The organism is Methylobacterium terricola (assembly GCF_006151805.1).
In the GTDB taxonomy this organism is placed as follows: domain Bacteria; phylum Pseudomonadota; class Alphaproteobacteria; order Rhizobiales; family Beijerinckiaceae; genus Methylobacterium; species Methylobacterium terricola.
Map to the genome: position 1 here is coordinate 549,904 of NZ_VDDA01000004.1, position 23,243 is coordinate 573,146.

General features: G+C 69.9%; 18 protein-coding genes, 1 tRNA gene and 2 pseudogenes. 9 read left to right on the forward strand and 12 right to left on the reverse strand.

Going from position 1 to position 23,243, the window contains the following annotated elements:
* Positions 1-331: 331 nt before the first annotated feature.
* Positions 332-622, forward strand: coding sequence for a DUF6894 family protein (locus FF100_RS13015; protein WP_139036091.1), 291 nt, complete (start codon positions 332-334; stop codon positions 620-622).
* Here FF100_RS13015 and FF100_RS13020 read toward each other — a convergent pair.
* From FF100_RS13020 to FF100_RS13040, 5 genes are all read right to left on the reverse strand, one after another.
* A complete protein-coding gene (locus FF100_RS13020; RefSeq protein WP_139036092.1) occupies positions 577-1,521 on the reverse strand; it encodes an AraC-like ligand-binding domain-containing protein in 945 nt (314 codons plus the stop codon). The genes FF100_RS13015 and FF100_RS13020 overlap by 46 nt on opposite strands.
* A gap of 342 nt (positions 1,522-1,863) precedes the next feature.
* Positions 1,864-2,076, reverse strand: coding sequence for a hypothetical protein (locus tag FF100_RS13025; protein WP_139036093.1), 213 nt, complete (start codon positions 2,074-2,076; stop codon positions 1,864-1,866).
* A complete protein-coding gene (locus FF100_RS13030; protein ID WP_139036094.1) occupies positions 2,063-2,356 on the reverse strand; it encodes a hypothetical protein in 294 nt (97 codons plus the stop codon). Before FF100_RS13030 ends, FF100_RS13025 begins: the two co-directional genes overlap by 14 nt.
* A gap of 666 nt (positions 2,357-3,022) precedes the next feature.
* Entirely contained in the window at positions 3,023-3,622 is a 600-nt protein-coding gene (locus tag FF100_RS13035; RefSeq protein ID WP_139036095.1) for a hypothetical protein, read from the reverse strand.
* A gap of 18 nt (positions 3,623-3,640) precedes the next feature.
* Entirely contained in the window at positions 3,641-4,816 is a 1,176-nt protein-coding gene (locus FF100_RS13040; RefSeq protein WP_139036096.1) for a zinc-dependent alcohol dehydrogenase, read from the reverse strand.
* A gap of 315 nt (positions 4,817-5,131) precedes the next feature.
* Between FF100_RS13040 and FF100_RS13045 the strand changes: the two genes are divergently transcribed.
* The 5 genes from FF100_RS13045 (at position 5,132) to FF100_RS13065 (ending at position 10,221) form a co-directional block, all read left to right on the forward strand.
* Positions 5,132-5,329 (forward strand): hypothetical protein, encoded by a 198-nt coding sequence (locus tag FF100_RS13045; protein WP_139036097.1) that lies wholly within the window; start codon positions 5,132-5,134, stop codon positions 5,327-5,329.
* Between the two features lie 186 nt (positions 5,330-5,515).
* A complete protein-coding gene (locus tag FF100_RS13050) occupies positions 5,516-6,613 on the forward strand; it encodes a two pore domain potassium channel family protein (RefSeq protein ID WP_139036098.1) in 1,098 nt (365 codons plus the stop codon).
* 83 nt (positions 6,614-6,696) lie between these two features.
* Positions 6,697-7,464: a Crp/Fnr family transcriptional regulator gene (locus tag FF100_RS13055; RefSeq protein ID WP_246102057.1), complete on the forward strand. Its 768-nt coding sequence runs from the start codon at positions 6,697-6,699 to the stop codon at positions 7,462-7,464.
* A gap of 847 nt (positions 7,465-8,311) precedes the next feature.
* Complete coding sequence (locus FF100_RS13060) at positions 8,312-9,481, forward strand: peptidoglycan-binding domain-containing protein (protein WP_139036100.1); 1,170 nt, start codon at positions 8,312-8,314, stop codon at positions 9,479-9,481.
* A gap of 167 nt (positions 9,482-9,648) precedes the next feature.
* Positions 9,649-10,221 (forward strand): type 1 glutamine amidotransferase domain-containing protein, encoded by a 573-nt coding sequence (locus FF100_RS13065; protein ID WP_139036101.1) that lies wholly within the window; start codon positions 9,649-9,651, stop codon positions 10,219-10,221.
* Between the two features lie 26 nt (positions 10,222-10,247).
* Here FF100_RS13065 and FF100_RS13070 read toward each other — a convergent pair whose 3' ends face one another.
* The 4 genes and pseudogenes from FF100_RS13070 to FF100_RS37805 all read right to left on the reverse strand — a co-directional run.
* On the reverse strand, positions 10,248-12,098 hold the full coding sequence (locus tag FF100_RS13070) for a PAS domain S-box protein (protein WP_246102058.1): 1,851 nt from the start codon (positions 12,096-12,098) through the stop codon (positions 10,248-10,250).
* A 1,038-nt stretch (positions 12,099-13,136) separates the two neighbouring features.
* Positions 13,137-14,306, reverse strand: a complete 1,170-nt coding sequence (locus FF100_RS13075) for a zinc-dependent alcohol dehydrogenase (protein WP_139036102.1) — start codon at positions 14,304-14,306, stop codon at positions 13,137-13,139.
* A gap of 114 nt (positions 14,307-14,420) precedes the next feature.
* On the reverse strand, positions 14,421-14,864 hold the full coding sequence (locus FF100_RS13080; protein ID WP_139036103.1) for an SRPBCC family protein: 444 nt from the start codon (positions 14,862-14,864) through the stop codon (positions 14,421-14,423).
* A gap of 800 nt (positions 14,865-15,664) precedes the next feature.
* Positions 15,665-15,790: pseudogene (locus FF100_RS37805) on the reverse strand (IS701 family transposase); the annotation flags it as partial.
* Between the two features lie 188 nt (positions 15,791-15,978).
* On the opposite strand from FF100_RS37805, the pseudogene FF100_RS13085 reads away from it, so the two are divergent.
* Positions 15,979-16,649 (forward strand): annotated as a pseudogene (locus tag FF100_RS13085) (IS5 family transposase).
* A gap of 405 nt (positions 16,650-17,054) precedes the next feature.
* On the opposite strand, the gene FF100_RS13090 reads toward FF100_RS13085, so the two are convergent.
* Together FF100_RS13090 and FF100_RS13095 are read right to left on the reverse strand one after the other, a co-directional pair.
* Positions 17,055-17,129, reverse strand: a tRNA-Gly gene (locus tag FF100_RS13090).
* 74 nt (positions 17,130-17,203) lie between these two features.
* Positions 17,204-20,539 (reverse strand): YhdP family protein, encoded by a 3,336-nt coding sequence (locus tag FF100_RS13095; protein ID WP_139036104.1) that lies wholly within the window; start codon positions 20,537-20,539, stop codon positions 17,204-17,206.
* A gap of 355 nt (positions 20,540-20,894) precedes the next feature.
* On the opposite strand from FF100_RS13095, the gene FF100_RS13100 reads away from it, so the two are divergent.
* Positions 20,895-21,359, forward strand: a complete 465-nt coding sequence (locus tag FF100_RS13100) for a peroxiredoxin (RefSeq protein WP_139036105.1) — start codon at positions 20,895-20,897, stop codon at positions 21,357-21,359.
* Positions 21,360-21,649: 290 nt separating this feature from the next.
* Positions 21,650-22,912: a peptidoglycan DD-metalloendopeptidase family protein gene (locus FF100_RS13105; protein ID WP_171070141.1), complete on the forward strand. Its 1,263-nt coding sequence runs from the start codon at positions 21,650-21,652 to the stop codon at positions 22,910-22,912.
* 7 nt (positions 22,913-22,919) lie between these two features.
* Here the strand turns inward: FF100_RS13105 and FF100_RS13110 are convergent, their stop codons facing one another.
* Entirely contained in the window at positions 22,920-23,144 is a 225-nt protein-coding gene (locus tag FF100_RS13110) for a DUF2934 domain-containing protein (protein ID WP_139036106.1), read from the reverse strand.
* Between the last annotated feature and the right edge of the window lie 99 nt (positions 23,145-23,243).

A 23,243-nucleotide genomic window follows, 5' to 3' on the forward strand; every position in this document is an offset into this window, starting at 1 on the left:
GATCTCCCCCTCATTTTATCAGTCACCCAGCATGCAATCAGGGGTATAGTGAGATCTGTTTCTTTGAATGCGCACTGACGCTGGGTCGTTTGAGCTATTTAACAAAAATTATATAACTTTTTCTCTCAGAACCATGACATCTCGGCGACATGATTTGCGCAAAGAACGTCACCGAGCGAGCAATGGTTGCAAAAATACAGGATGTGCCAGAGCGCGATCCCCTCGTCTCAGCGCAGCATTGCATACATGGCCGACGATTTGTGCCATTTGAGCCGATGCGATCACTGCCGAGCGCTCTATAGCGAGCCGACTCCAGCTCGGCACAGGGACGATGCCTCGATATTTCTTCCATATAGACGAAAAACGTCACCACATCGACACGGAGGGAATCGATCTCTCGTGTTTCGAGGCGGCCAAGCGGGAGGCGATGTCGATCGCCGGCAAGTCGATCATCGACAATGCGGCGACCGACATCTGGCCCGACGGAACCTGGAGCTTGACGGTGGCCGACGAAGCAGCACAAGAACTGTTCATCATTCGGCTCTCGACACAGTGCCGGACCGGCGCAGGCTCCGGTCAGGTCGCCTTCGACCGGCGGCAGTCACAGGGCAGCAGACCATAGGCGGCTTTGAACCGGCGGCCGAAATGCGTCATGTCCGAGAACCCCCAGCCATAGGCGATCTCGCTCACCGTGCGATGCGCCTGCCCGGGATCTTCCAGGGCCCGGCGGCAGCGCGCGAGGCGCCGTGTCTGGATGAGCTGCGTGAGCGAGGTGCCCTCGTCGGCCAGCACGGCGTTGGCGTACCGCACGCTCACGCCGGCGCCGGCGGCGATCGTGCCGGGACGGAGCGCGGGGTCGGCCAGGCGCGCTTCGACCTCGCTGTGCAGCCGCATGCGAACGAGCGACCGAGGCGACGAATGGCGGCGGGTCAACTCGTCCGCCGCCCTCCCGAACGAGAGGGCGATCAGATCGAGCAGATGCGCCTCGACCAGACCTTCGGCCGAGCCCGCGACGTCGACATGCGAGGGCAGCATGGCCATGTAGGCAGAGGCCAGACGGCCCTCGGCCGTCGCCAGCTTGTGGGCGAGCAGGTCCCGGGGCTGCCCGAGACGGCTTTCCAGAGGCGCGCGCGGGACCTTGACGACGAGGACTTCCGAACCGTCCGAAAATTGCCCTTTGTAGGGAAGGCTCGGATCGATCAGCGCGATGTCGCCAGGCTCCAGCACGACCTGCCGGCCATTCTGCTCGAGGGAGAGCCGCTGCCGCATCTGCCGGCACAGGAAAATCTCGTCCGGACTCGTGCGAGACAGGTGACGCGTCGCATGATTGACCATCATCCCCGAGTTCTGGAAGCAGACGAGGTGGAGCGAGCCGATCGAGCCGGCGCGCAGCTCCGCCCTGAACGAGCCCCGGCAATCCGGCCTGGAATCGTGCTCGACGACGTCGCGACAGGCGATCTCGTGCCAGTAGTCGAACCGGTCGCGCTGGTGCACGTCGTCCGTCGTGAAAACCGTCTCCATCGTCGCTTTCCTGGGGCCCTGTCAGCCGACCGGCGATCCGCGCCCATCGCGCCGCCCCTGCTCTCCACGGCGATGCGCGCCGATCGAGTGAGGCGAAGATGGGCGGGTTCGTCAAGTCCGGACGGCTGGGAGGGCCTTCGGCGCCGGCCCATCACCCTCGCGGGCGGCTCACCGCCCACCGGCGCGGATCAGGGGCGCCGGGCGCCCGTCCGGCCGCGAAGCCCTGGGGCCGCCGGGACGCGACGCCTGCCGGCTCCACGGTGCGGTGCGCGGCTCAGAGGGGTCCGCGGTGACCGACCAGCATGCTCCGACGGCGTCGATGCGGGCCCGTCGGACCATGCCCTAAGGCTGCTCGTCGTCCACGATCCGGGACAGGCATTCCAGGGCGCGCCGTCGTCCATCGTCGGTTCGAATCGCGAACCAGAGCCGCATGCAATCCAGGGCTTCCGATATTTCGCGGACAGAGTTGTCTTTCGGCGACACGTCGCCAACCGAAAACCCGATTTTATCTAAAATCGGGTCAAAATCTCCTGATCCGACGTCACCCTTGCTCATGCCCGTTTCGACTTTCTGCAACGGAACCGTCATTGCACGTGCGCGATGAGGTCAGGCAATCCATGAGCCACGTCTCCGCCTCTTTCATACTCCCGAAGAGGTTGCCGTGATTTATAATTCTCTCGTGAAAAGCGATCTCAAGAAACCACTTCCCTGTATTATCTTCATGCAGATCGCCTAGCAAGACCAGAACAGCGACAAGATTGCCTCCGAAGAAAACAAGGCAGCCCTGCTCACTCCCACGCACAGCCATACTGACATTAAAGAATCTCAGATCCATATGATTATTCTTGATGCGACGCGGGAGATCGAGGAGATGCAGTGCGCCCCCCGACCCGTCCCCGCATCGCTTCGGGGGCTCACCCCATCAGAACGAAATCCGCGATGATCATGACGAAGACGATGTTCGAGGCACCTGGACGCCTCATGTAGGCCGCTCGACCAGGCGTGGATCGGCCCAAGCAGCACGATCTCTCGGCTTTGCGGACAGATCGGACATCTCGCGGCTCATCAGAGCGCGCCGACGATGCCAAGGCTTGGTCAGCCGGCTATGCTTACAGGGATCATCCAGCCATGGGAACCGGCCTCGCGCCCGCCAGCGTCGCCATGGCAGCGTCCCCATGGCAGCGTCCCCGGGCCGTCCGAGCGATCTTTGGTCGCCCGATCCCTTCGGTCGCGCGATCCCAAGGGGCGGACATCCGCTCGCTCGACGGATCCCGGACGATGATCGTGGCGGCGAGCGCAGGGGCCGCTGCACACGATCATGCCGCCGCGCTCCGAGGGGCCGCCGGGCGGCGGGTGTCCGACGCCTCTCCCGCAGCAGCCTCGTGCGGACGGGAGAGGCGCGGTACCGACCGGCGCGCCGGCGCGGCGCGAGTCGATCCCGTCCCCGCGGGGACGGGATCCGCACGACGGACGCACGCTCGCCCGCCCGATCAGGTGTGGCTCACGCCACGGACGGACGCGCGGAGACCGCCGCGAGGGCGGGGGCGTGCCGCAGGTCGGGGGGCGTCTTGAAGTCCCGCGCCGCGCCGCGGGACGCCGCGACGCCGCGCGGAAACCCGCTGCGGTCCCGGTAGGATCTCCTCCGCCCCACGCCGCGGCTGTGCCGCATCGTGGTAGCCTGGGCGTCGATCAGGTCGATGGCCGTGATGCCGAGCAGCAGCGCCAGGGCGACGACGACGTTGTCGCGCTTCGGGTTGTCCGGCCGCAAAGCCGTCAGCACGGTCGCGATGTCGAGGCCGTCGCCGGCGACCCGGCTCCACAGCCCGAGCTTCTTGTCGACCGACAGCGAGAGGATGCCGCTGGCGATCTCGCGGGCGCCATAGACCCGCACCAGGGCCTCCTTGCCCTCCATGCCGAGGGTCCGCGTGATGCGCTGAGGTGCCAGGAGTTCGGTCAGGCCGAGGCCGAGGCTGAACCAGCCGAGCCCCTTGGCGAGGCTGTCCGGGATGCCGCGCGAGCTCGGCCCGGAATGGAGGACCTTCGGATCGCCCTCGGACCGAGCGATGTTCGAGAGGCCCGTGATACTGGAGAGGTTCGGCATGATCTTTCCCTCGACGTGTCAGGGTTTGAGGACGACCTTGATGCAGCTGTCCTGCTTGTCCCGGAAGATCCGGTACATCTCGGGCCCCTGGTCGAGCGGGACCTCGTGCGTGATGACGAAGGAGGGGTCGATCTGCTCCTCCTCGATTCGCCGGAGGAGATCGGCGGTCCAGCGCTGGACGTGGGTCTGCCCCATGCGGAAGGTGAGGCCCTTGTTCATCGCCGCGCCCATCGGGATCTTGTCGGCCAGGCCCCCGTAGACGCCCGGGATCGAGATCAGGCCCCCGGGCCGGCACACGTAGATCATCTCGCGCAGCACGTGCGGCCGGTCGCTCTCGGCCAGCAGGATCTGCTTGGCCCGGTCGTAGACCGTGTCCGGCATGGCCATGGTGACGTGGCTCTCCATGCCGATGCAGTCGATGCACTTCTCGGGGCCCTCGCCGCCGGTCAGCTCGTTCAGCCGCTCGACGACGTTCTCCTCCTTGAAGTTGATGGTGATGGCGCCGCCCGCCTCGGCCATCTCCAGCCGCTCGGGCAGGTGGTCGATGGCGACGACCTGCTCGGCGCCGAGGAGAATGGCCGAGCGGATCGTCATCTGGCCGACCGGCCCGCAACCCCAGATCGCCACCGTGTCGGTGGGCTGGATGTCCGCCTGGACGGCCGCCTGCCAGCCGGTCGGGAAGATGTCGGAGAGGAACAGCAGCGTCTCGTCGGGAATGCCCTCGGGCACCTTCTGGACGGTCGTGTCGGCGAAGGGCACGCGCAGGTACTCGGCCTGGCCGCCCGGATAGCCCCCGGTGAGATGCGAGTAGCCGAACAGGCCGGCGGTGGTGTGGCCGAAGACCTTGTCGGCGAGGTGCTTCTTGCGGTTGCTTCTCTGGCAGACGGAGAAGTATCCGCGCCTGCACTGGTCGCACTCGCCGCAGACGATGGTGAAGGGCACCACGACCCGGTCGCCCTTCTTCAGCTTGCCGTTGAGCCCGCGCCCGGTCTCGACGACCTCGCCCATGGTCTCGTGACCCATGATGTCGCCCGGGAGCATGGCGGGGATGAAGTTGTGGAACAGGTGCAGGTCGGAGCCGCAGATCGCGCAACTCGTGACCTTGATGATGGCGTCGCGGCCGTCCTCGATCTCCGGATCGGTGACCGTATCGCAGCGGATGTCTTCCTTCCCATGCCAAACCAGGGCTCGCATCGCCTTCGTCTCCCATCGGTTGAGGTGCGAGAGCCGGCCTCGAAGCGGGACAGCCCGATCGGCCTGACGCTCTCGCGGGGATGGTGGTCGGGACTGCGATGAGCCGAACCGGGATGCGAGAGGCCGCGTTCCCGCGGATGAATCCCTAGGAGACCTCCGGTCCGGGGCGGTGTCCCGGATCGGGAGAGGGCGTCCCGCGCCGGCGGGCCGGATCCGTATCGCACCTACGGAGCGCTCCGATCGTCCGGCAGGACCGGCAGCGCCAGGTTCCCGGCCTTGGGGCGGGCGGGCCGCCCGCCGATCCGGAGGCATGCCGTGACCGAACTTCTGCCAGAGACCGACCGGGACGCCTGCGCGCGCGACGCCATGACGGCGATCGAGGTGGCGCTCGACCGGCTGTCCCCCGAGGCGAGGAGCGCCTTCTGGACCGCCATCGACAGGCTCTACCGGTTGCCGGTCGAGGCGGGCGGGCCGCCCGCCGGGGCGGCGCCCCGGCATCGTTCGCCGCCATAGCGTCGTTTGCCGACGGGGCGACCGGTTCGGCGACGCCGACGATGCCAGAAGAACCCGTCCGCTGCGCTGCCGGCCTGGGCCCGCGGGGAAGTCCTAAGGGTTGATCGCAGGAACGGGGCCAGACGCGGCCGGTTCGCGACGGGAGCGGCGCCGCACGGCGCACGGCGCTTCGCGGCAGGCCGATTCATGGTGTCATTTCTCGAACGCGCCTCGGGCGCCCTCGTGATGGGGGTCGTCCTCCTCGACGTCTTTCTCACCGTGCTCTACGCCCGCATCGGCACGGGGCTGATCGCCGAGCGCGCCGCGCATCTCACCTGGATCGTCTTTCGCCGGGCGGCCGAGGCGGCCGGCGCGCGGCGCGGGGTGGTGCTGTCCTTCTGCGGTCCGGCGATCCTCGTGCTCTACGTCGTGCTCTGGGCCGGCGGCCTGACGCTCGGCGCCGGGCTCATCATCCATCCCGGTCTCGGGTCAGGAGTGCAGGCGGGCAGCGGCCCGACGCCGACGGACCTCCTCACCGCCCTCTATGCCGGGGGCAGCAGCATGGCGATCGTCGGTGCCAGCGACTTCCGGCCGACGACCGATGCCTACCGGGCCGTCTACCTGGCGAACTCGCTCCTCGGCCTGTCGGTGACCTCGCTGGTCCTGACCTACGTCATGCAGGTCTACGGCGCCCTGCGGCAGCGCAACGCGCTCGGGCTTCAGCTCCACCTCGTCTCCGGGGAGACCTCGGAGGCCGGCGAGCTGCTGGCGCGGCTCGGACCGCGCGGGCAGTTCAGCGCCGGCTACAGCCATCTCGTCTCGCTGGGCGAGGCCATGGCGGCGATGAAGGAGACCCATCACTTCTACCCGGTGCTGTTCTACTTCCGGTTCCGGCAGCCCTATTATTCGGTCTCGGCGCAGGCGCATCTCGTGCTCGACACGGCGTCGCTGATCCGCAGCACGCTCGCGGGCGAGGACACGGCCTGGCTGAAGGAGGCGGCCGCGGTCGAGGCGCTCTGGCGCGTGGCCCTGATGCTGGTCGTCACCCTCGAAACGGCGTTCCTGCCGGGCGATCCGCCGGCCGCGACACCTGTCGACCCTCGCGAGCGGCAGCGGTGGCGCGCCCAGTGGGAGCGGGCCGCGTCCCGGCTCGCCGCGGCCGGCATCGCGGCCGCGCACGAGGAGGCGGCCGCGCAGGCCTATCTCGACCTGCGCGCGCAATGGTGGCCACACATCGCGCGGCTGGCTCCCGCGATGGCCTATCGGAGCGAGGACATCGAGGCACGCGGATCGGAGAAGCCCTAAGGGACCGGCCGGATGGATTCGGCCCGCGAGGCGGGATGAATAGGCCCGATCCAGGAGGAAGACCGATGGGGAGAGCCGCCACGATGATGACGGATCCTGCCGCGACCGGTATCGCGCACGTCCCGCGGCTTGCCGCGCCGGGATGGGACGGGGCGGATTGTGCGCTCGCCCGCAGGCTCGGTGGCTTTGCCCCGCTCGACGCCCAGGACCGGGCGGCGCTCGCCGGCCTGATCGGCTATGTCCGGCCGGTCGGGCGGCACACGGTCCTCGTGGAGCAGGATAGCGTGGCCGATCACGCGGTCATCGTCTTCGCCGGGTTCGCGAGCCGCGGCAAGCACCGTGCATCCGGGCGCCGCCAGATCGTGGCCTATCTCGTCCCCGGCGACCTGTGCGACCGCGGCGTCCTCCACGACCACCCGCTCGGCCACGCGATCGAGACCCTCACGCCCTGCCTCGTCGCCCGGGTCCCGCGCGCGGCCTATCTCGACCTGCTCGGCCGGCATCCCCGCATCGCCCTCGCGCTGCAGCGGGCGCGGCTCGCCGAAGAGGCGACGGTGCACGAGTGGGTGGCCAATATCGGCATGCGCTCGGGCACCGAGCGCATGGCGCATCTCCTGTGCGAGCTGATGGAACGCCTGGGAACGGTCGGCCAAGTCACGGACGGCCAGTACGCCCTGCCGCTGACCCAGACCGATCTGGCCGACACGCTCGGCCTGTCGAGCGTGCACGTGAACCGCGTGCTGCAAGCCCTGCGGCGCGACCGGCTGATCTCGCTGTGCGGGCACCGCCTGCGGGTCCTCGCGCCGCGGCGGTTGCGCGAGCTCGCGGAGTTCGGCGCCGGATCCCCGTGAGCCGCCGCGAGGATCGTCCCGACGGGGAGGATCCTGCGTCGTCGCACGACATTGCCGCACCCTCAGCGGGGCAAGGTCATCCCATCGGGCACCGCCACGGGACACGCCACGGACGGATCCGCGCTCCGGCGAGCCGGCGGCGCCTGACACGCCCCGCCCCTTTCCCGCACGGCCGCAACGCCGCGACAGGAGATCCGGATCCGCGCAAGAACTCGCGACGCGTCTCAGGTCCGGATCCCGGATCCCCGTCCGCATCGATGCAGCCGTCCAGGAAAAAGGCGTGACGTGCGATGACACGACAGGCCGGCGGCAGCGCCTGTCCGGGTGAACCGCCCGAATTCAAGTCATCGGAGGGAGAGGCGCTCGGAGATCGCGCCCCATCATCGGTGAACCGACGGCGCAGGCGGTGATACCGCAGCGCCTTCGAACGAACTCGTTCGACGGCGCGAGGCAAGCCCGAACGGGCGTCGGCGCTGATGCGAAGGCGCGAGGGTACGAGGCACCGAACGGCGAGCCGGCCGGCGCCCGACGCGACGGCTCCCGCTCCGCTCGCCGCGATCCGACGCGGGCGACGTCCCCGCCGCGCCGCCGATGCATCGGGCCGGCATGGACGAGCGGACGGTCGCGCACGGCTGGATAAGGTCAAATCCAAATCCACTCAACTATCTCTGGCATAACCAGGGTGGCACACACCCGATATTGGATGCAACTGCCAAGTACAGATTGTCCGGCATCGGCGCGCTTCGGACATATCCTGAGGGATCCCCCGTAGGAACGGGGGCAAGCCGCTCGGGTTCGGATCCATGCAGCATAGGCCTGGGAATTGCCGCATGCGCAGGAGGTATTCATGGCGTTGAGACAAGTCTTTCTCGCGGGCACTGTTCTTGCCGCGCTGGCGGGTGGGTCCGCGCACGCTCAGCAATCGGCGGTCAGCAACCAGCGCACGGCGCAGGACCAGTCGGAAGGACAGGGCACGCAGATCTTCGTGAGCTCGGCCGGGGTGCGCCAGATCCAGCAGGCGCTGACCCAGAAGGGCTACAGCACGGGCAACGTGGACGGCCGCTGGAACGCCCAGACCACGGCGGCGGCGCGCAGCTTCCAGCAGGCGCAGAACATGGAGCCGACCGGCACGCTCACCGTCCCGCTCGTCTACGGCCTCGGCCTCGACCAGGACATCATCCTGGGCAATACGGGCGCGCAGGGCGGCGGCCAGTCCGGCGACCAGGGCACCAAGCAAGCCGACAACCAGCGCGTCGTCATCGAGCGCGCCGACAGCCGCGGCACCCCGCTCCATGTCAGCCCGGCCGGAATCCGGCAGATCCAGCAGGCCCTGAACCAGCAGGGCTGGAACACCGGACAGGTGGACGGCCGCTGGGGCCCGGCGACCGTGCAGGCCGCGCGCAGCTACCAGCAGGTGCATGGCCTCGAGCCGACGGGACGGCTCGAGGTCGGCCTCATCGCCGCGCTCGGCCTGACCGATCCGATCTTCTCGGCCGGGCACGGCACCGGCCCGCAGGCCGCCAACGCGGCACGACCGCAACCGAGCCAGGCGGCCGGCACGGGGGGCGACAAGCAAGTCGACAACCAGCGCATCGCCATGGAGCGCGCCGACAGCCCCGGCGAGCCCCTGTGGATGAATTCGGACGGCGTGCGCCAGATCCAGCAGGTGCTGAACCAGCGCGGCTACGCCGCCGGCCATCTCGACGGCAACTGGAACACCGACACGGCGCTCGCCGCGACCCACTTCCAGCAGGCGCAGGGCCTCGAGCCGACCGGTACGCTGACCACGAACCTGCTCGCCACGATCGGGATGCCGCGCTGGCAGCGGGGCGAGTTCATGGGCGGCATGGCGACGACCGCGAACGCGGCGGGCAATCCCAACCCGCAGACGACCGGCACCGTCTCGTCGGCGCGCGGGACGGGCGCGTCCGGCCAGGGCAGCGCGGGTGGCTCCGCGAGCGCTCCTTCTCCCGCCGGACAGGGCGGCGAAGGACAGCGCGCGGCGGGCTCGCGATAGCCTCAGCCTCGCCGCGGCGGCGCCCGCATCCCTGCCGCCGCCATAGCCCGTCCGGCCATCAGGCCGGGCGGGCGCTTTCGGGGTCCGGGAGACCGTGCCGCCTCGCGCACTCGATCACCTCCTCGGATCTGCCCCGCATCGCCACCCTGGCTGAAGGAAGCAACCCGATGGCTCACGGACCACTGAACGGACTGCGCGTGGCGATCCTCGTCACCGACGGTTTCGAGCAGGTCGAGCTGACCGAGCCCCGCAAGGCCCTCGACGAGGCCGGGGCCGAGACGCGTCTCGTCTCGCCCAAGACCGACCGGGTCAAAGGCTGGAACTTCACCGATTGGGGCGACACGCTGCCCGTCGACGTTCCACTGGATCACGCGAAGCCGGACGATTTCGACGCCATCCTGCTGCCGGGCGGGGTCATCAACCCCGACACGTTGCGGATGGACGGGAGCGCCATCGCGTTCGCCCAATCCTTCCTCGATGCCGGCAAGCCAGTGGCGACGATCTGCCATGGTCCGTGGACCTTGATCGAGACCGGCAGGCTGAGCGGCAGGCGGATGGCGTCGTGGCCGTCGCTGCAGACGGACCTCGAGGCGCAAGGCGTCGAGTGGCTGGACCAGGAGGTCGTCGTGGACGGCAACCTGGTGTCGAGCCGGATGCCGGACGACATCCCGGCCTTCAACCGCGAGCTGGTCGCGCTGCTCGGCCGGTCCCGGGGGCCGGCGGCGCGGCCCGCCTCGTGAGCCCCCATCCCGAGAGCCGCGGCGGCTCACGCCCGCCGGTCGCCGGCCGCCTCGGGGGCCGTGGCCGCCTGGCCCTCCACCAGGCGCTCGGCTGCGCGGCCTGACTCGCCGGCCTGATCGGCAGGGCGCACGCCGGCCGCGGTGGCGATCAGGACCGCCTCGGGCAGGGTGCGGGCGCCGAGCGCTTCCATGACCTTCGCGCGGTGGATCTCCACCGTGCGCGGGCTCAGGCCCAGCGTGCGGGCGATGGTCTTGTTGGTGCCGCCCGCGAGCAGGCCCTCCAGCACGGCGCGCTCGCGGGCCGTGAGCGTCGTGACCCGATGATGCGACGCGTCGCGCTCGCGGGTCCGCTCCGCGACGTCCCGGATCTCGACCAGCGCCGACCGGACCGCGAAGACCAGATCATCCGGGAGCCAGGGATCCTCGAGGAAATCGACGGCACCCGCCTTCATCGCGCGGACCCCGAAGCCGGTGTCGCCGCCGCTCGCACCGACCGCCACCACGGGCAGGTGCGCCCGGTCCGTCTTCAGCGCGCTCGCCACCCCGAAGCCGCCGGCCTCCCCCAGGTCGAGCACGACGCAGCCCGCTATCAGGGAGCCGGCGATCTTGAGGAAGGCCTGGCCGCTCGCGAAGGCCTGGACCTCGTAGCCGCCGGCCTGCAGGGCCGCCACGGCGCGATGCCGGGCGTCATCCCCGGCCGCGACCACGTAGGCGCGCAGCTCGGTATCGGTGGTGACGTCCTGCGCGATCCCGCCCACGGAGCGGACCAGCCCGTCGCGCCCGGGGATCGGGAAGAAGGTATCGCGGATGCGGCGCACCCGGTGGTCCGAGGCGCGCAGGATCCGGTAGCCGAGCATCAGCGTCTCGCCGCGGCCGACCCGCTCCAGCGCCTGTGCCGCCCCGTCGCGGTCCTCCGGATGGACGCTGGCGAGCCAGCCCGCGAGGTCCGGCATGTCCTCGACCGGCATGCCCCAGACCTGCGCGAAGGAGGGACTGAGATAATCGAGCTGCCCGCTTTCCAGGTCGGCGAGCCAGAGCACGTTGGACGAATGCTCGGCGTAGCGCCGGAAGCGCTCCTCGCTCTCGCGCAAGGCCGCCTCGGCACGCGTCTCGCGGTCGACGTCCTGCATGACGATGATGGCGAGCGGGATGCTCCTGTCGCGCTCACGCACCGGAATGGCGCTCACCCGCATCCAGGTCTCGGCGCCCTCGCGGGACCGGTGCAGGACGCTCATGCCCCGCACGACCTCCCCCCGCACCGCCCGCGCGAACGGGTAGTCGGACGGGCTTACGATCCGGCCCTCCGCATCGAAGCCGGTCCACCGGGGCTGCCCGTCCGGATCCACCGCCGGGACCAGGCCGCGCGGCAGGAACCGCCGGCAGAGCGGATTGGCGAGCAGGGCCCGCCCGTCGGCCCCGAACAGCCCGGCCGCGAAGGGGAGATGCTCGATCAGCGTGCCGAAGCGCGCCCGTTGCGCCTCGATCTCCTGCACGGCGGCCCGCAGGCGCTCCTCCGTGCGGACCCGCGCGGTCGTTTCATGCACGTGGCAGAGCACCCCCTGCACGCTGCCGTGCTGATCCCGGACCGGCGAGTAGGCGAAGGTCCAGACGCTGTCCTCCCGCGATCCGTCGCGGTTCACCGTCACGACGTAGTCTTCCAGGTCGCTCGCCTCGCCCCGGAGCGCGCGTTCCGTGACCGGCCCGATCTGGTCCCACGCCTCGCGCCAGACCTCGGGGAACGGGCGCCCGAGCGCCTCGGGCTTGATGCCGAGGATGGGCCGATAGGCATCGTTGTAGAAGCTGATGAGGTCGGGTCCCCAGGCGAGGTATGTCGGAAAAGCCGAGTTGAGCATGCCGCTCAGGGTGTATTTCAGCACGTCCGGCCACGCATCGATCGGGCCGAGGGGAGAGGAAACCCAGTCATATTCTCGAACGCGGATGGCGACTTGACCGCCACCGGCGAGGAACGTTCATTTGTCCACGGCGACCTCCTTCGGGGCCCAATCCGAAGGGACGCCGCATGAAATGGCAACTACCTATGTTGTAAAAATACGCCATATACAATTGTCATACATACAATTGCCCCCGTCCCGCCATGTATTATAAAGCCATTTTTGGTAGTATTTTACGAAATATAGATTCATCAGGGCAATTCGAGCTAGCGAGTGCCGCTGACCATCCTGATATCTTGGCCCCTGGCGACTTTCATCCTTGCCGAGGCAGCAAAATGCGATCCTTGAATCGCGTGATGACATGACAATAAAACCACTCCCGCTGTCACGGTCGAACGTGGGCAGTGGCGACTGACCGAGAGAAAGGCGAAAATCTGCGCGCCTCCCGTGGCCGTCGCATGACTTTGCCGAACTGGATCGGCTCCTGTCGCGAAGAGGATGAGGTGCGGCGGCGGCCCTCGGATACCCTCGCGCCTTGGCATCGACACGGCGGTGCCAAGGCGCGAGGGTATCAGCGCCGGTGCCCGTTCGGGCTTGCCTTGCGCCGTCGAACGGATCCGTTCGACGGCGCAAGGCATGACTCGCCGCTCGACTCGCGCCGGAATCCCAGCCTGGATCGAGGGACGGCAGGCCGCCGCGGCTTCCTGTGCACACTCCCCATGCCGGATCGCAATGCTTGCGACGCGGACCACGCGGCAAGTCTCGATCGAGGGTCACGCTGCGCCTGCGTGGATCACCGCTGCTATCGCCGCCTGCGCGGCGTCCAGCCGGCAGGCCAGAGCGAGAGCCGCCCTTTGCGATGGATCGCCGGGCGCCGCCGCGTTCAGGGCCGTGCGCGGCGCGAGAGGCGGATCCCGGGCTTCGGGATCCGCGCCTCCGATCCGCGTCCGCATCGCGACCGGCCGCCCGCGCCGCGAGACAACCGCACCGGACGCGGTCCCTGGCTTCAGGCGTGCGACGGCATCAGGGAATGAACACCGACCGGACGCAGCCATCCGTCTTGTGCTTGAACATGGCGTATCCCCGCGGTGCATCTTCGAGCGAGAAGCGGTGCGTCGCCAGGAACGAGGGGTTCAGCTCGCCCTTCTGGGCATGGTCGAGCAGGCGCTCCATGTAGGCCTGGCCGTGCTGCTGCGCGGTGCGCACGGTCATGCCCTTGTTCATGATCGCCCCGATCGGAAACTTGTCCATCACGCCGTAGACGCCGAGGATCGACAGCGTTCCCCCCTTCCGGCAGGCCAGGATCGCCTCGCGCAACGCCTGGCCGCGATCCGTCTGCATGAAGGTGAGCTGCTTGGCGCGGTCATAGGCATATTGCAGGCCGGTGCCGTGCGCCTCCATGCCGACCGCATCGATGCAGGAATCGGGGCCCCGGCCGCCGGTCATCTCCCGCAGCACCTCCAGCACGCTGTCGACCTCGGCGTAGTTGATGGTCTCGGAGCCGACATGCTCGCGGGCCATCCGCAGCCGTTCGGGCATGCGATCGATCGCGATCACCCGCTCGGCCCCCATCAGGAACGCGCTCTTCTGCGCCATCAGGCCGACGCCGCCGCAGCCCCAGACCGCCACCACGTCGCCGCGCCGGATGTTGCAGAAATCCGCCCCCATATAGCCGGTGGGGGCCGCATCCGAGAGAAACAGCACCTGCTCGTCCGGCAGCCCTTCCGGCGCCTTGAAGCAGTCGTTGTCGGCGAAGGGCACGCGGACATACTGGGCGTGGGCCCCGGCGTAACCACCGAAAGCGTGCGTGTAGCCGTAGATGCCGGCAGTCGGGTAGCCGAAGACGGGCTCCTGCAGCTCCGGCTTGGGATGGGTGTTGTCGCACAACGAACTCAGCTTGTTCTTGCAGTACCAACACTGTCCGCAGGTGATGAAGGACGGAACGACGACGCGATCGCCCTTCTTGACCTTCCTGACTTCGGGCCCGACCTCCTCGACGACGCCCATGAACTCGTGGCCGATGACGTCGCCAGCCTTCATGGTCGGGATGTAGCCGTCGATGAAGTGCAGGTCCGAGCCGCAGGTGGTCGACATGGTGACCCGCAGGATGCAGTCATGCGGGTTGACGATCTCGGGATCCTTGACCGTCTCGACCCGCAGGTCGTTGACGCCGTTCCAGATGAGCGCGCGCATGGGAGCCTCCTCGGCGGATTTCGCAAAAATTGGTGCCGGTCCTGGGACAGCAATCGGCGACGAACTACGACCGTCAGCGGACCTGCATCGGCCGGCCGACGCAGGTCTGCGGCGTCAGCGGGGATCGGCCCGCGCCGCGGGCTGGCGCTCGGTGGTGGGAATCTCGCCGGTCTGGACCAGGGCCTTGAAGTAGTGCAGCGACTTGCCGGCCAGCGCCGCCGGCAGCGCTCCGCCCAGCATCCGCGCCGCGGCCCGGCCGAGCATGCCGCCGGGCGGATCGAGGCGGGCGCGCAGGGTGACCACGATGCCACGATCGCCGGCCGCCGGGTGGAAATGCACCGACGCGTCCCGGACCAGCGCGCCCTCGCCCTGCGCCTCCCAGCGCAGGATCTCGCCGGGCCGATCCTCGACCAGCCGCATCTCCCAGGATCCGAGATCGTGGCCGGCCGTCCAGCGCGTCTGCCCGTCGCCCGTGGACTCGATGGCGGCGAAGGGCGCCATGACCCGGCGCAGGGTCTCCGGCTCGCGCCAGCGCCGGTAGAGCTCGTCCGCGGACACCGCCTCGATCGTGATCGAGCGCGCGATGTCCGGCTCGTCCGCCGCATCCGATCGTCGTCGGTTCGTCCCCGTCCCGATCCGGCCGGCCAGGCCCGTCTGAACGCCGATCAGGCCGACCACCGCGACACCGGCGGCGGCGGCAAGGGCAAGCCCGACTATGCCGGGGCTGGAACGCCCCCCGACAGCGTCATCCCCACCGGGTCGCTGGCCGGCCCGGGCCCCACCGCGCCGCATGGCTCGAGCGCCGTCCGGAGCATCGCTGCGATCCTCCGGAGGGAGGCCCTCGTGTCGATCGGTCATGGCACACCTCAGACGCGTCGAAGGAGCCGAGAGCCCGGCGCCGCGTGCGTTCAGCCGATGAATGATCGTGGCTCAACGCCCGCAATACTGGCGATCTTTTATTCTCAGGCGTCGTGACCCGAAGAAGCGACAACGAGTTCCGGCTTGGCGAGATCAGAGCTCATCGTCCCGGTCCGAGCAATAACATGCATCAGTTCTTGTCGGCGGCCCTCGAAGCGATGAACGCCGCAGGCATGATCCTGCGCCGTGTGACGGCGTCCGATGGCAACGAGGACCGGGCGCGGTCCCGCCACGCGGGGACCCCTCCTCTCCTGCATCGTGAGCCTGAGACGGCCCGCCGCGCCAACCCGGCTCCAGCTCGTGACCCGGCCACGCGGCAAGGCGATGGCCGTGAACGGTCGCCACCCGTCTGATCTCCCGTGGAAACCCGGGCACGGGCGAGCTTGGCCTTTCGCTCGGTTTTTGAGGGCGGGCCGTTGGCTCGCTGGCGCCCCCCTTGTCAGAACAGCAAAGGTCGGCGTCACAAGGCTGACGTGCCGGCGCCGGCCATGCCAAGAGCGGGTCTCGTTGTAATCCACGCCCAGCTCGGTCTTTTTGGTCTCGAGCGCCTGCTCGATCGCCCAGCGCCGCTCCTAGCACTACAGTTGCAACCCACTCTTGAGCAGGCGCCGGACAACCTTGGCTCCTGTAAGCGACAGCTGTCGACATGGGGCAAAATTGCGGGCCACAACTGTATTGCTAAAGTCTAAACCTGATCAAGGTATAGTGGCGATGAGTGAGATTTGATTCCAAAGCGCCCCAGATGGAGGAGGCTATGGCAGAGCTGTTCTGGCTGTCGGACGAGCAGTGGCAGGCGATCGCGCCGTTCATGCCCACCAACCAGCCCGGTGCTCATCGCAAGGACGACCGCACCATCCTGTCGGGCATCCTGCACGTCATCAGGTTCCGGACCAGCATGCTGGCGGCTCTCGCCAAAGCCGGATGGTCGGGCGAGGCCGCCGCCCTCGACGCGACCGACGTCAAAGCCCAGCGCGCCGCCCACGGTGCAAAAGGGGGGACCGCCACCAGGCGATCGGCCCCTCGCGGGCGGGCGCGACCACCGAGATCCATGTCCTCACCGACGTGATAGGCCGCCCAGGCGTCATCCACCTCACCCCCGGCAACGCCAGCGACGTGAAGATCGCGCCTGCCGTGCTGGACAAGGCACCCGGCCCGATGCGCCGGCTAATCGCCGACAAGGGCTACGATGCCGACTGGCTGCGCCAGGACCTGCACGAGCAGGACATCAGCGTGGTCATCCCTGGCACCCGTGCCCGCAAACGCAAGATCCGCCTCGATAAGCGGCGCTATTGCGACCGCGGGCGGGTCGAGGCGGTGTTCTGCCGCCTCAAGGACTTCCGCCGCATCGCCACACGCTACGACAAGCTGGCACACGACTTCGCCTCGGCTCTCGCCCTGGCTGCCGTCATCGCGTTCTGTTGCTGATCGAGTCCTGACCCTAGGCGTCCGATTTACCGTGGCGCCTTGAACTCGCGCTTGACGCGGTCCAGGGCCAGGCTGCGGCCAGGTCGTGGAGCGCACGGTTCTGCCACGCATCACCCCGCCAGCACCATCTTGCGCATCAGACGCGCCACAGTTATCGAGCGACCACAATTCCTTTCCGGGCCAGCTGACGCCATACTCCGGTCAAGCTCGGGGGCATGCTCTTGCGCACGCCGTAGACGCGGAACAGGGCGTTGCTTACCGCAGCCGCTCGCACGGTCAAGGCACCGCATGCCGCGATCCGGAAAGGCTTCTTGGCCTTCACCGACCCAGGACCTCCGCAACAGCTCAACGCCGCAGGATACCAGGGTAGCTGCTACGTCACGACCTAATTGGGTAACGCTATGGTGGAGCGGGCGATCGGGATCGAACCGACGACATTCAGCTTGGGAAGCTGACGTTCTACCACTGAACTACGCCCGCGACGAGGTTTGTCATACGGGCTCGCCCCGGCCCTGTCCACCCCGAAATGCCGCGGTCTCCGGGGCGGTGGTGGGTCACCGGTCCATGCGCCCGGCGGGGGGGGCGTTGGGGTCGCCGCCGCCGGCGCCGAAGAGCTTGCGCAGGAAGCCCGGGGCGATCGCCGAGAGGGGATTCACGCTGATGTTCGGCGCGCTCATCGCGCCGGCAACCCGGAAGTTGATGCCGAACAAGCCCTCGTTGTGGCCGCCGCCCAGCAGCGGGCCGAAGATCGGCACCTGCGACACCACGTTGTTGAGGCCGTAGAGCGGCACGAAGGTGCCGGAGACGTCGGTGCGGTCCTTGCCGGTGTCGATCCAGCCGCCGAGCGTGAAGCCCATCGCCGGGCCGGAGATCGCGGCCTCCGCGAAAGCGATGCGGGTGCCGGTGCGCTGGAAGGCGGCGCGCAGGCGGTCGAAGCCGACGTCGTTGGCGTCGCTGCGCCGGTCGTCGGCCTCGCCCTGGGCCATGATCCGGCCGAGCGCCGGCTCGTTGCGCAACGCAAAGGAGCGGACCTGCAGCAGGCCCGATTGCGGCCCGTCATTCATCGTCATCTGCAGCGACAGGGACCCGCCCTGCATGCGCTTGTAGATGTCGAGGAAGCGGAGCGCCGCGCCGGCGTCGGTGGTCTCGGCGTTGAGCACCGGCGGGGTGCTGCGGTCGCCCTTCGCCACCTCCAGGCTCACCCCGGCCGAACGCAAGCGGCCCTGGATCCGGGCCTGGCGGATGTCGTCGCCGCGCAACGACAGCTTCAGGCTGGCATTGGTCAGCGCCTCGTCGTTGAACCCGGTCAGGATCGCGAAGCTGAGATCGGCTTCGACCTCGCGGCCCGCGCCGTCCTTGCCGCCCTTGCGCGGCGGCGCCGTCATCGCGCGCAGGAACGGCCGCGCATCGGCGACGCCGCCCTTGGCGCTGAGCCGGTAGCCGTTGGTGCCCATGCGCTCGACCTGGGCGCGGATGTCGTCGCCGGGCGAGAGCTTCAGGCTGGTGAGGTCGGCCCGCTCGAAGCCGCCCTCGGCGTTGAGCGTGGCGCTGCCGCGCAGCTGCACCGGGCCGGAGTCGAGGGCGATGTCGCGCAGATCGCTGCCCTGGCCGGTCTCCGTGAGGGACAGCGTAAGCCGGCCCGCCCGGCCGGCGGGTTTGGTCCAGCCCGGCAGCAGCCCGTCGATGCTGGCCCGGGCGAGGTCGGCCTCGATCCGGATCGGGGCCTTGCCCGGGCGGCCGACCGGCACGATGAAGCGGGCATTGACGGGACCGGCGAGCTGGGGCGCCGTCGGCAGACCTTTGCGGGCGCGGGCCGCGTCGTCGAGGGCCATGGTCACCACCGCCTCACCGGGCGCGCCGGCCTTCGGCTGGTGCAGGTCGACGGTGAGCGGGGCGCTGGCGAGGCGGCCGTCGCCCTTGAGGCTGAAGCCGTTGCGGTCGTAGGCGACGGCGAAGCGGCCGTTCTCGAGCTTCTCCTTGCCGACGAGGCGGTCGGCGGCGATGTCGGTGAGGCTGCCGGTCAGGGTCACCGGCAGGTCGCCGATGTCGGGAACCGCCTCGAGGGAGAGGGGGAAGTCGATCCGCAGATCGGCCTGGCCGCGCAGGGTCGCGGGGTCGAGCTCGGTGCCGGAGAGCGAGCGGAACAGCTTGGTCTGGAGCAGGGAGGCGAGCGCGTCGGCGCCGCCGGTGAGGCGAAGGCCGATCTGGGCCGAGACGTCGTGCGGCACCGCGTCCTTGATGACGAAGGAGCCGTCCTGAAGGGTCAGCGCCCGGCCGTCCGGCATCCGGATCTCCGCGGTGGCGCCGCGGATGGTGGTGTTGCGCCCGGTGACGAGCCCGGACACCCGGGCCCGGGAGAGCGGCGGCGCGTCGGAGGAGATGGTGAGCCCGCCCTCGCTCACCGCGAAGGCGATCCGCACCGCCTGGTCGGGCATCGGCTCGCCGCGGGTGGCGGCGGCGAACTCGGCCATGCTCATGTCGACCACGATGTCGAGGCTGTCGAGCCGCCCGGTGCGCAGGTTGTCGACGAGGTAGGCGCGGATCGGCGGCGCGACGTTCTCCGGCCACAGCCGCAGGGCGGCGCGCCCGTCGGTGCGCTCGGCGGTGATGCGCAGGGTCAGGCCGCCCTCGTCGGCCTTCGTGCCCAGCGTGCCGCTGATCGTGCCGCGGACCGTGTCGCCGGTCAGCGTGAGCGCGTCGATCCGCATGCCGCCGTCGCGGCCCGAGAGGCGGGCCTCGACCTTGGCGACCTTGACCGGGGCATCGGCGAGCGTGGCCCCCCGCAGGACCGCGTCGGCGCCCGACAGGGTCGCGGTCCAGCCCGCGCCGGTGCCGTCCGGCGCCGCCACCCACTCGCCGGCGAGCCGCACCCGGTTGCCGGCGCCGCGGTAATCGAGGGAGTCGACCCGCAAGGCCCGGCGGGCCTCGTCCCAGGCGGCGTCGACCGTCACCGCCTCGATCGTCACCGGGTTGAAATCCTTCTCCTCGATGAGGAGGTTGCCCTCGCTGGTGGTGAGCCGGAGGGTCATCCCGTCGAGGCGGGCGCCGTGCATCGCCACCTGGGCCCGGCCGGACAGCTTCAGGTCGGTGGTCAGCGGCAGGCGCGACTGGCCGGAGAGCAGCAGCAGATCGGGGGCCGGCAGGTCGTCGAGGGTGAGCACGCCGTGGCGGCCGCCGTCGGGCGCCTGCTCGACGTCGCCGCCGAAGCGCCAGGGCCCGTGCGGACCGACGATGCGCATCTCGAACAGCCGGGCCGACCGGGTCGCGTCGCGGTTGAACAAGCCGTCGACCCGCGGGAACACCACCCGCTCCGCGCCGGATTCGTCGAGCAGCGTCAGGCGGGCATTGGTCAGGCGGGCCCGGTCGAGGCTGCCGATCACGCCGGACGGGTCGAGGACCAGGCTCAGGATCGACGCAACGGTGGCCGAGACCGGCGAGACGGTGCCGCGGGCCGCCGCCACCGCCGGCGGCGTGTGGGGCTTGACCTCGGCGGGGTCGTTGGAGGCCGCGAAGGCGATCGAGCCGTCATGGTGCAGCAGCGCGCGCAGCTGCAGGTCGCGGAACTCGACCGAACGGGCCTGGACCGACAGGCTGAACAGCGACCACAGATCGATGGCGACGACCGCGAGCGGCGCCCGCACCACGAGGTCGCCCTCCGGGTTGCGGATGTCGAGGCCGGTGGTGCGCAGGGCCAGCGCCCCGTCGCGGTCGATCTCGATGGCGCTGTCGTGCAGAGACACGCTCCAGCCCGGGCCGAGGCGCTCGGCGATGCCCGCCGCGACCCGGGGCTCGAGCCAGGCGAAGCTCACCGGCCCGCTCGACAGGCGCAGGTAGGCGAGGCCGAGGCCGACGCAGAGGAGCACGACGGCCGCGAGCTTGAGCCACAGCACGCCGCGCAAGCAGGTCCGCAGCAGCGACCGGGGGGCGGCCTTGATCCGCGCCGCGCAAGGCCCCGGCCCATCCGGAGCACGGCCCGGCGGGGCGGCGGCCTGCGCGCGGTCGATGATGGGCTCATCGATGCCTGGATCCAGGCCTGGTGTCGCTCGGTCCGTCGTCACGCGCGCGTCGCCACTCCGGGCGCCCCGCTCGGCGCCGTGTCGGGGCCCGTGCCCCGGGCCATGATTGCCCGATCCGGTGACCGGAGGGTAACGTCCTGCCGCTAATCCGTCGGGTGCGTCGAGGCCCCCGCATCCCGGGGTGCCCTCCCCCAGAGGCACACCATCAATCGGCCGAAAGGAAGGCACGATGGCGCTGAACCCGGGCGACCCCGCCCCCGATTTCTCCCTGCCGGCGACCGGCGGCGAGACGATGAGCCTCGCCGGCCTCAAGGGCCGCAAGGCCGTGCTGTACTTCTACCCCAAGGACGACACCAGCGGCTGCACGCTGGAGGCTCAGGCCTTCAACGGCCTGCGGCAGGCCTTCGCCGCGGCCGACACCGCGGTGATCGGCGTCTCGCCCGACCCGATGAAGAGCCACGACAAGTTCCGGGCGAAGTACGGCCTGGAATTCCCGCTCGCCTCGGACGAGGCCAAGGCGATGCTCGAGGCCTACGGCGTCTGGGTCGAGAAGAGCATGTACGGGCGCACGTACATGGGCGTCGAGCGGACGACCTTCCTGATCGACCGCGATGGCACGATCGCGAAGGTCTGGCAGAAGGTGAAGGTGCCGGGCCACGCCGACGCGGTGCTGGCGGCGGCGCAGGCGCTGTGAGGCGCGCAGGGTAAGCCTGGTCGATCCGCCCGGCGGATCCGCAAGCCTCGGCCTCGTTTCCGGGCAGCGCGAGCGAAACCCGGAATCCCGACGCGCAGGTGGCGCAAGACGAGAGCGGCCATGCTCCGCGTCGCGCGACCTGCGGTTTTGGATCTCGCGCTCCGCCGCCGCGGTCCCGGGACGATTCCGGGGATGGGACCTTCCGCCGCGAGACGTCGATCCGCGGCCGCGCTTGAAGCATCCTTAACCTTAACCCGCGACGGTCCGCTTCAGGTTACCGGACCGTTCCGATGCTCGCTTCCCGCCTCTCGTCCCTCGTTCCCTCCCTCGCGCTGCCCGCGCGCCGCTCCGGCGATCCGGACCGGGTCTGGGTGGTGCGGCGACGGACCCTGGTGCTCGCCGGCCTCGCCTTCGCGGCGCTCTGCCTGTGGGCCAGCGCGGCGACCTGGTTCATCGTCTTCCGCGACGAGGCCCTCGCCCGGTTCATGGAGCGCCAGGGCGCGATGCAATACGCCTACGAGGAGCGCATCAGCGCCCTGCGGGCCCGGCTCGACCGGGTGGCGACGCAGAAGCTCCTGGAGCAGGACGGGGTCGAGACGCGGCTCGCCGACATCGCCGGCCGGCAGGTCGCCCTGGAGAGCCGGCAGGCGATGCTCGCGGGCCTCGCCGAGCAGGCCGGCTTCGCGGTGGGCGAGGACGGGCTGGCGCTCGCCGGGGGCTGGCCGTCGTCCCGCGAGGCCCGGACCGCGCCGGCCGCGCCGCCGCCGCCGGTCCCCGCGGCCCCGACGCCCGAATCCCTCGGCCTGCGCACGGAGGCCGACGGTCCCGTGCCGCAATCCCCTGCCCCCTCCCCCGGGCTGTCGACCCGGATGGCGATGCTGGAACACGCCCTCGACGGCTTCGAGGCGCGTCAGAGCGTGGTGGTCGGCCGCCTCGCCGCAAGCGGCCGCAGCGAGGCGGCGCGCCTGCGCGGCGTGATGGCCGAGACCGGCCTCGACCCGCGCCGCTTCGCCGGCGCCCGCACCGGCGGCATCGGCGGGCCGCTGGTGCCGGCGGGCTCGGGCCCGTTCGAGAATGCGGTGCTCCAGGCGCAGCGCGATCTCGGCGAGCGCGATTCCTTGCGGCGGATCGTCGGCGCGCTGCCGCTGCGGCGGCCGATGGCGGTCGATGGCGGGCTGTCGAGCACCTTCGGCTACCGGGCCGACCCGTTCACCCGCGGGCTCGCGCTCCATACCGGCATCGACCTGCGGGGCGAGTACGGCGCCCCGGCGCGGGCGACCGCCGCCGGCACGGTGACACAGGCCGATTACGCCGGCGGCTACGGCAACATGGTCGAGGTCGATCACGGCCACGGCCTCGTCACCCGCTACGCCCACCTGTCGGCGATCGCGGTGGTGCCGGGCCAGGCGGTGGCGGCGGGCCAGGTGGTCGGCCGGGTGGGATCCACCGGGCGCTCCACCGGCACCCATCTGCATTACGAGACCCGCATCGACGGCGAGCCGGTCGATCCGCAGCGCTTCCTGCGGGCGGGGGCCCGGCTGGCGGCGCGTTGAGAGGGGTCTAACGCCCGATGAGTTCGGCGGCGGTCTTGGCGTCCGGTGCCGCGGGCGACTCGGCGGGATGTCCGGACGGGTCGGCGGCACCGTCGCGCCGGCCGTCCTGCTCGGCGCGCAGCTCGCGCTCGGCCAGCAGCCAGAACTGGATCTCGAAGCCGTCCGGGCGGTGGTTGCGCTCCCAGATGTCGTAGGCGCGGGCCCGGATCGCCGCCAGGGGAATCTCACGCATCACCGATACCTCTCCACGCCGCCACCCCGTTCGCCGGGCAGCCGGCTCGATGAGGCTGCTATACCGTGGGTCGGTATCACTGTCGCGACGGAACGGCAG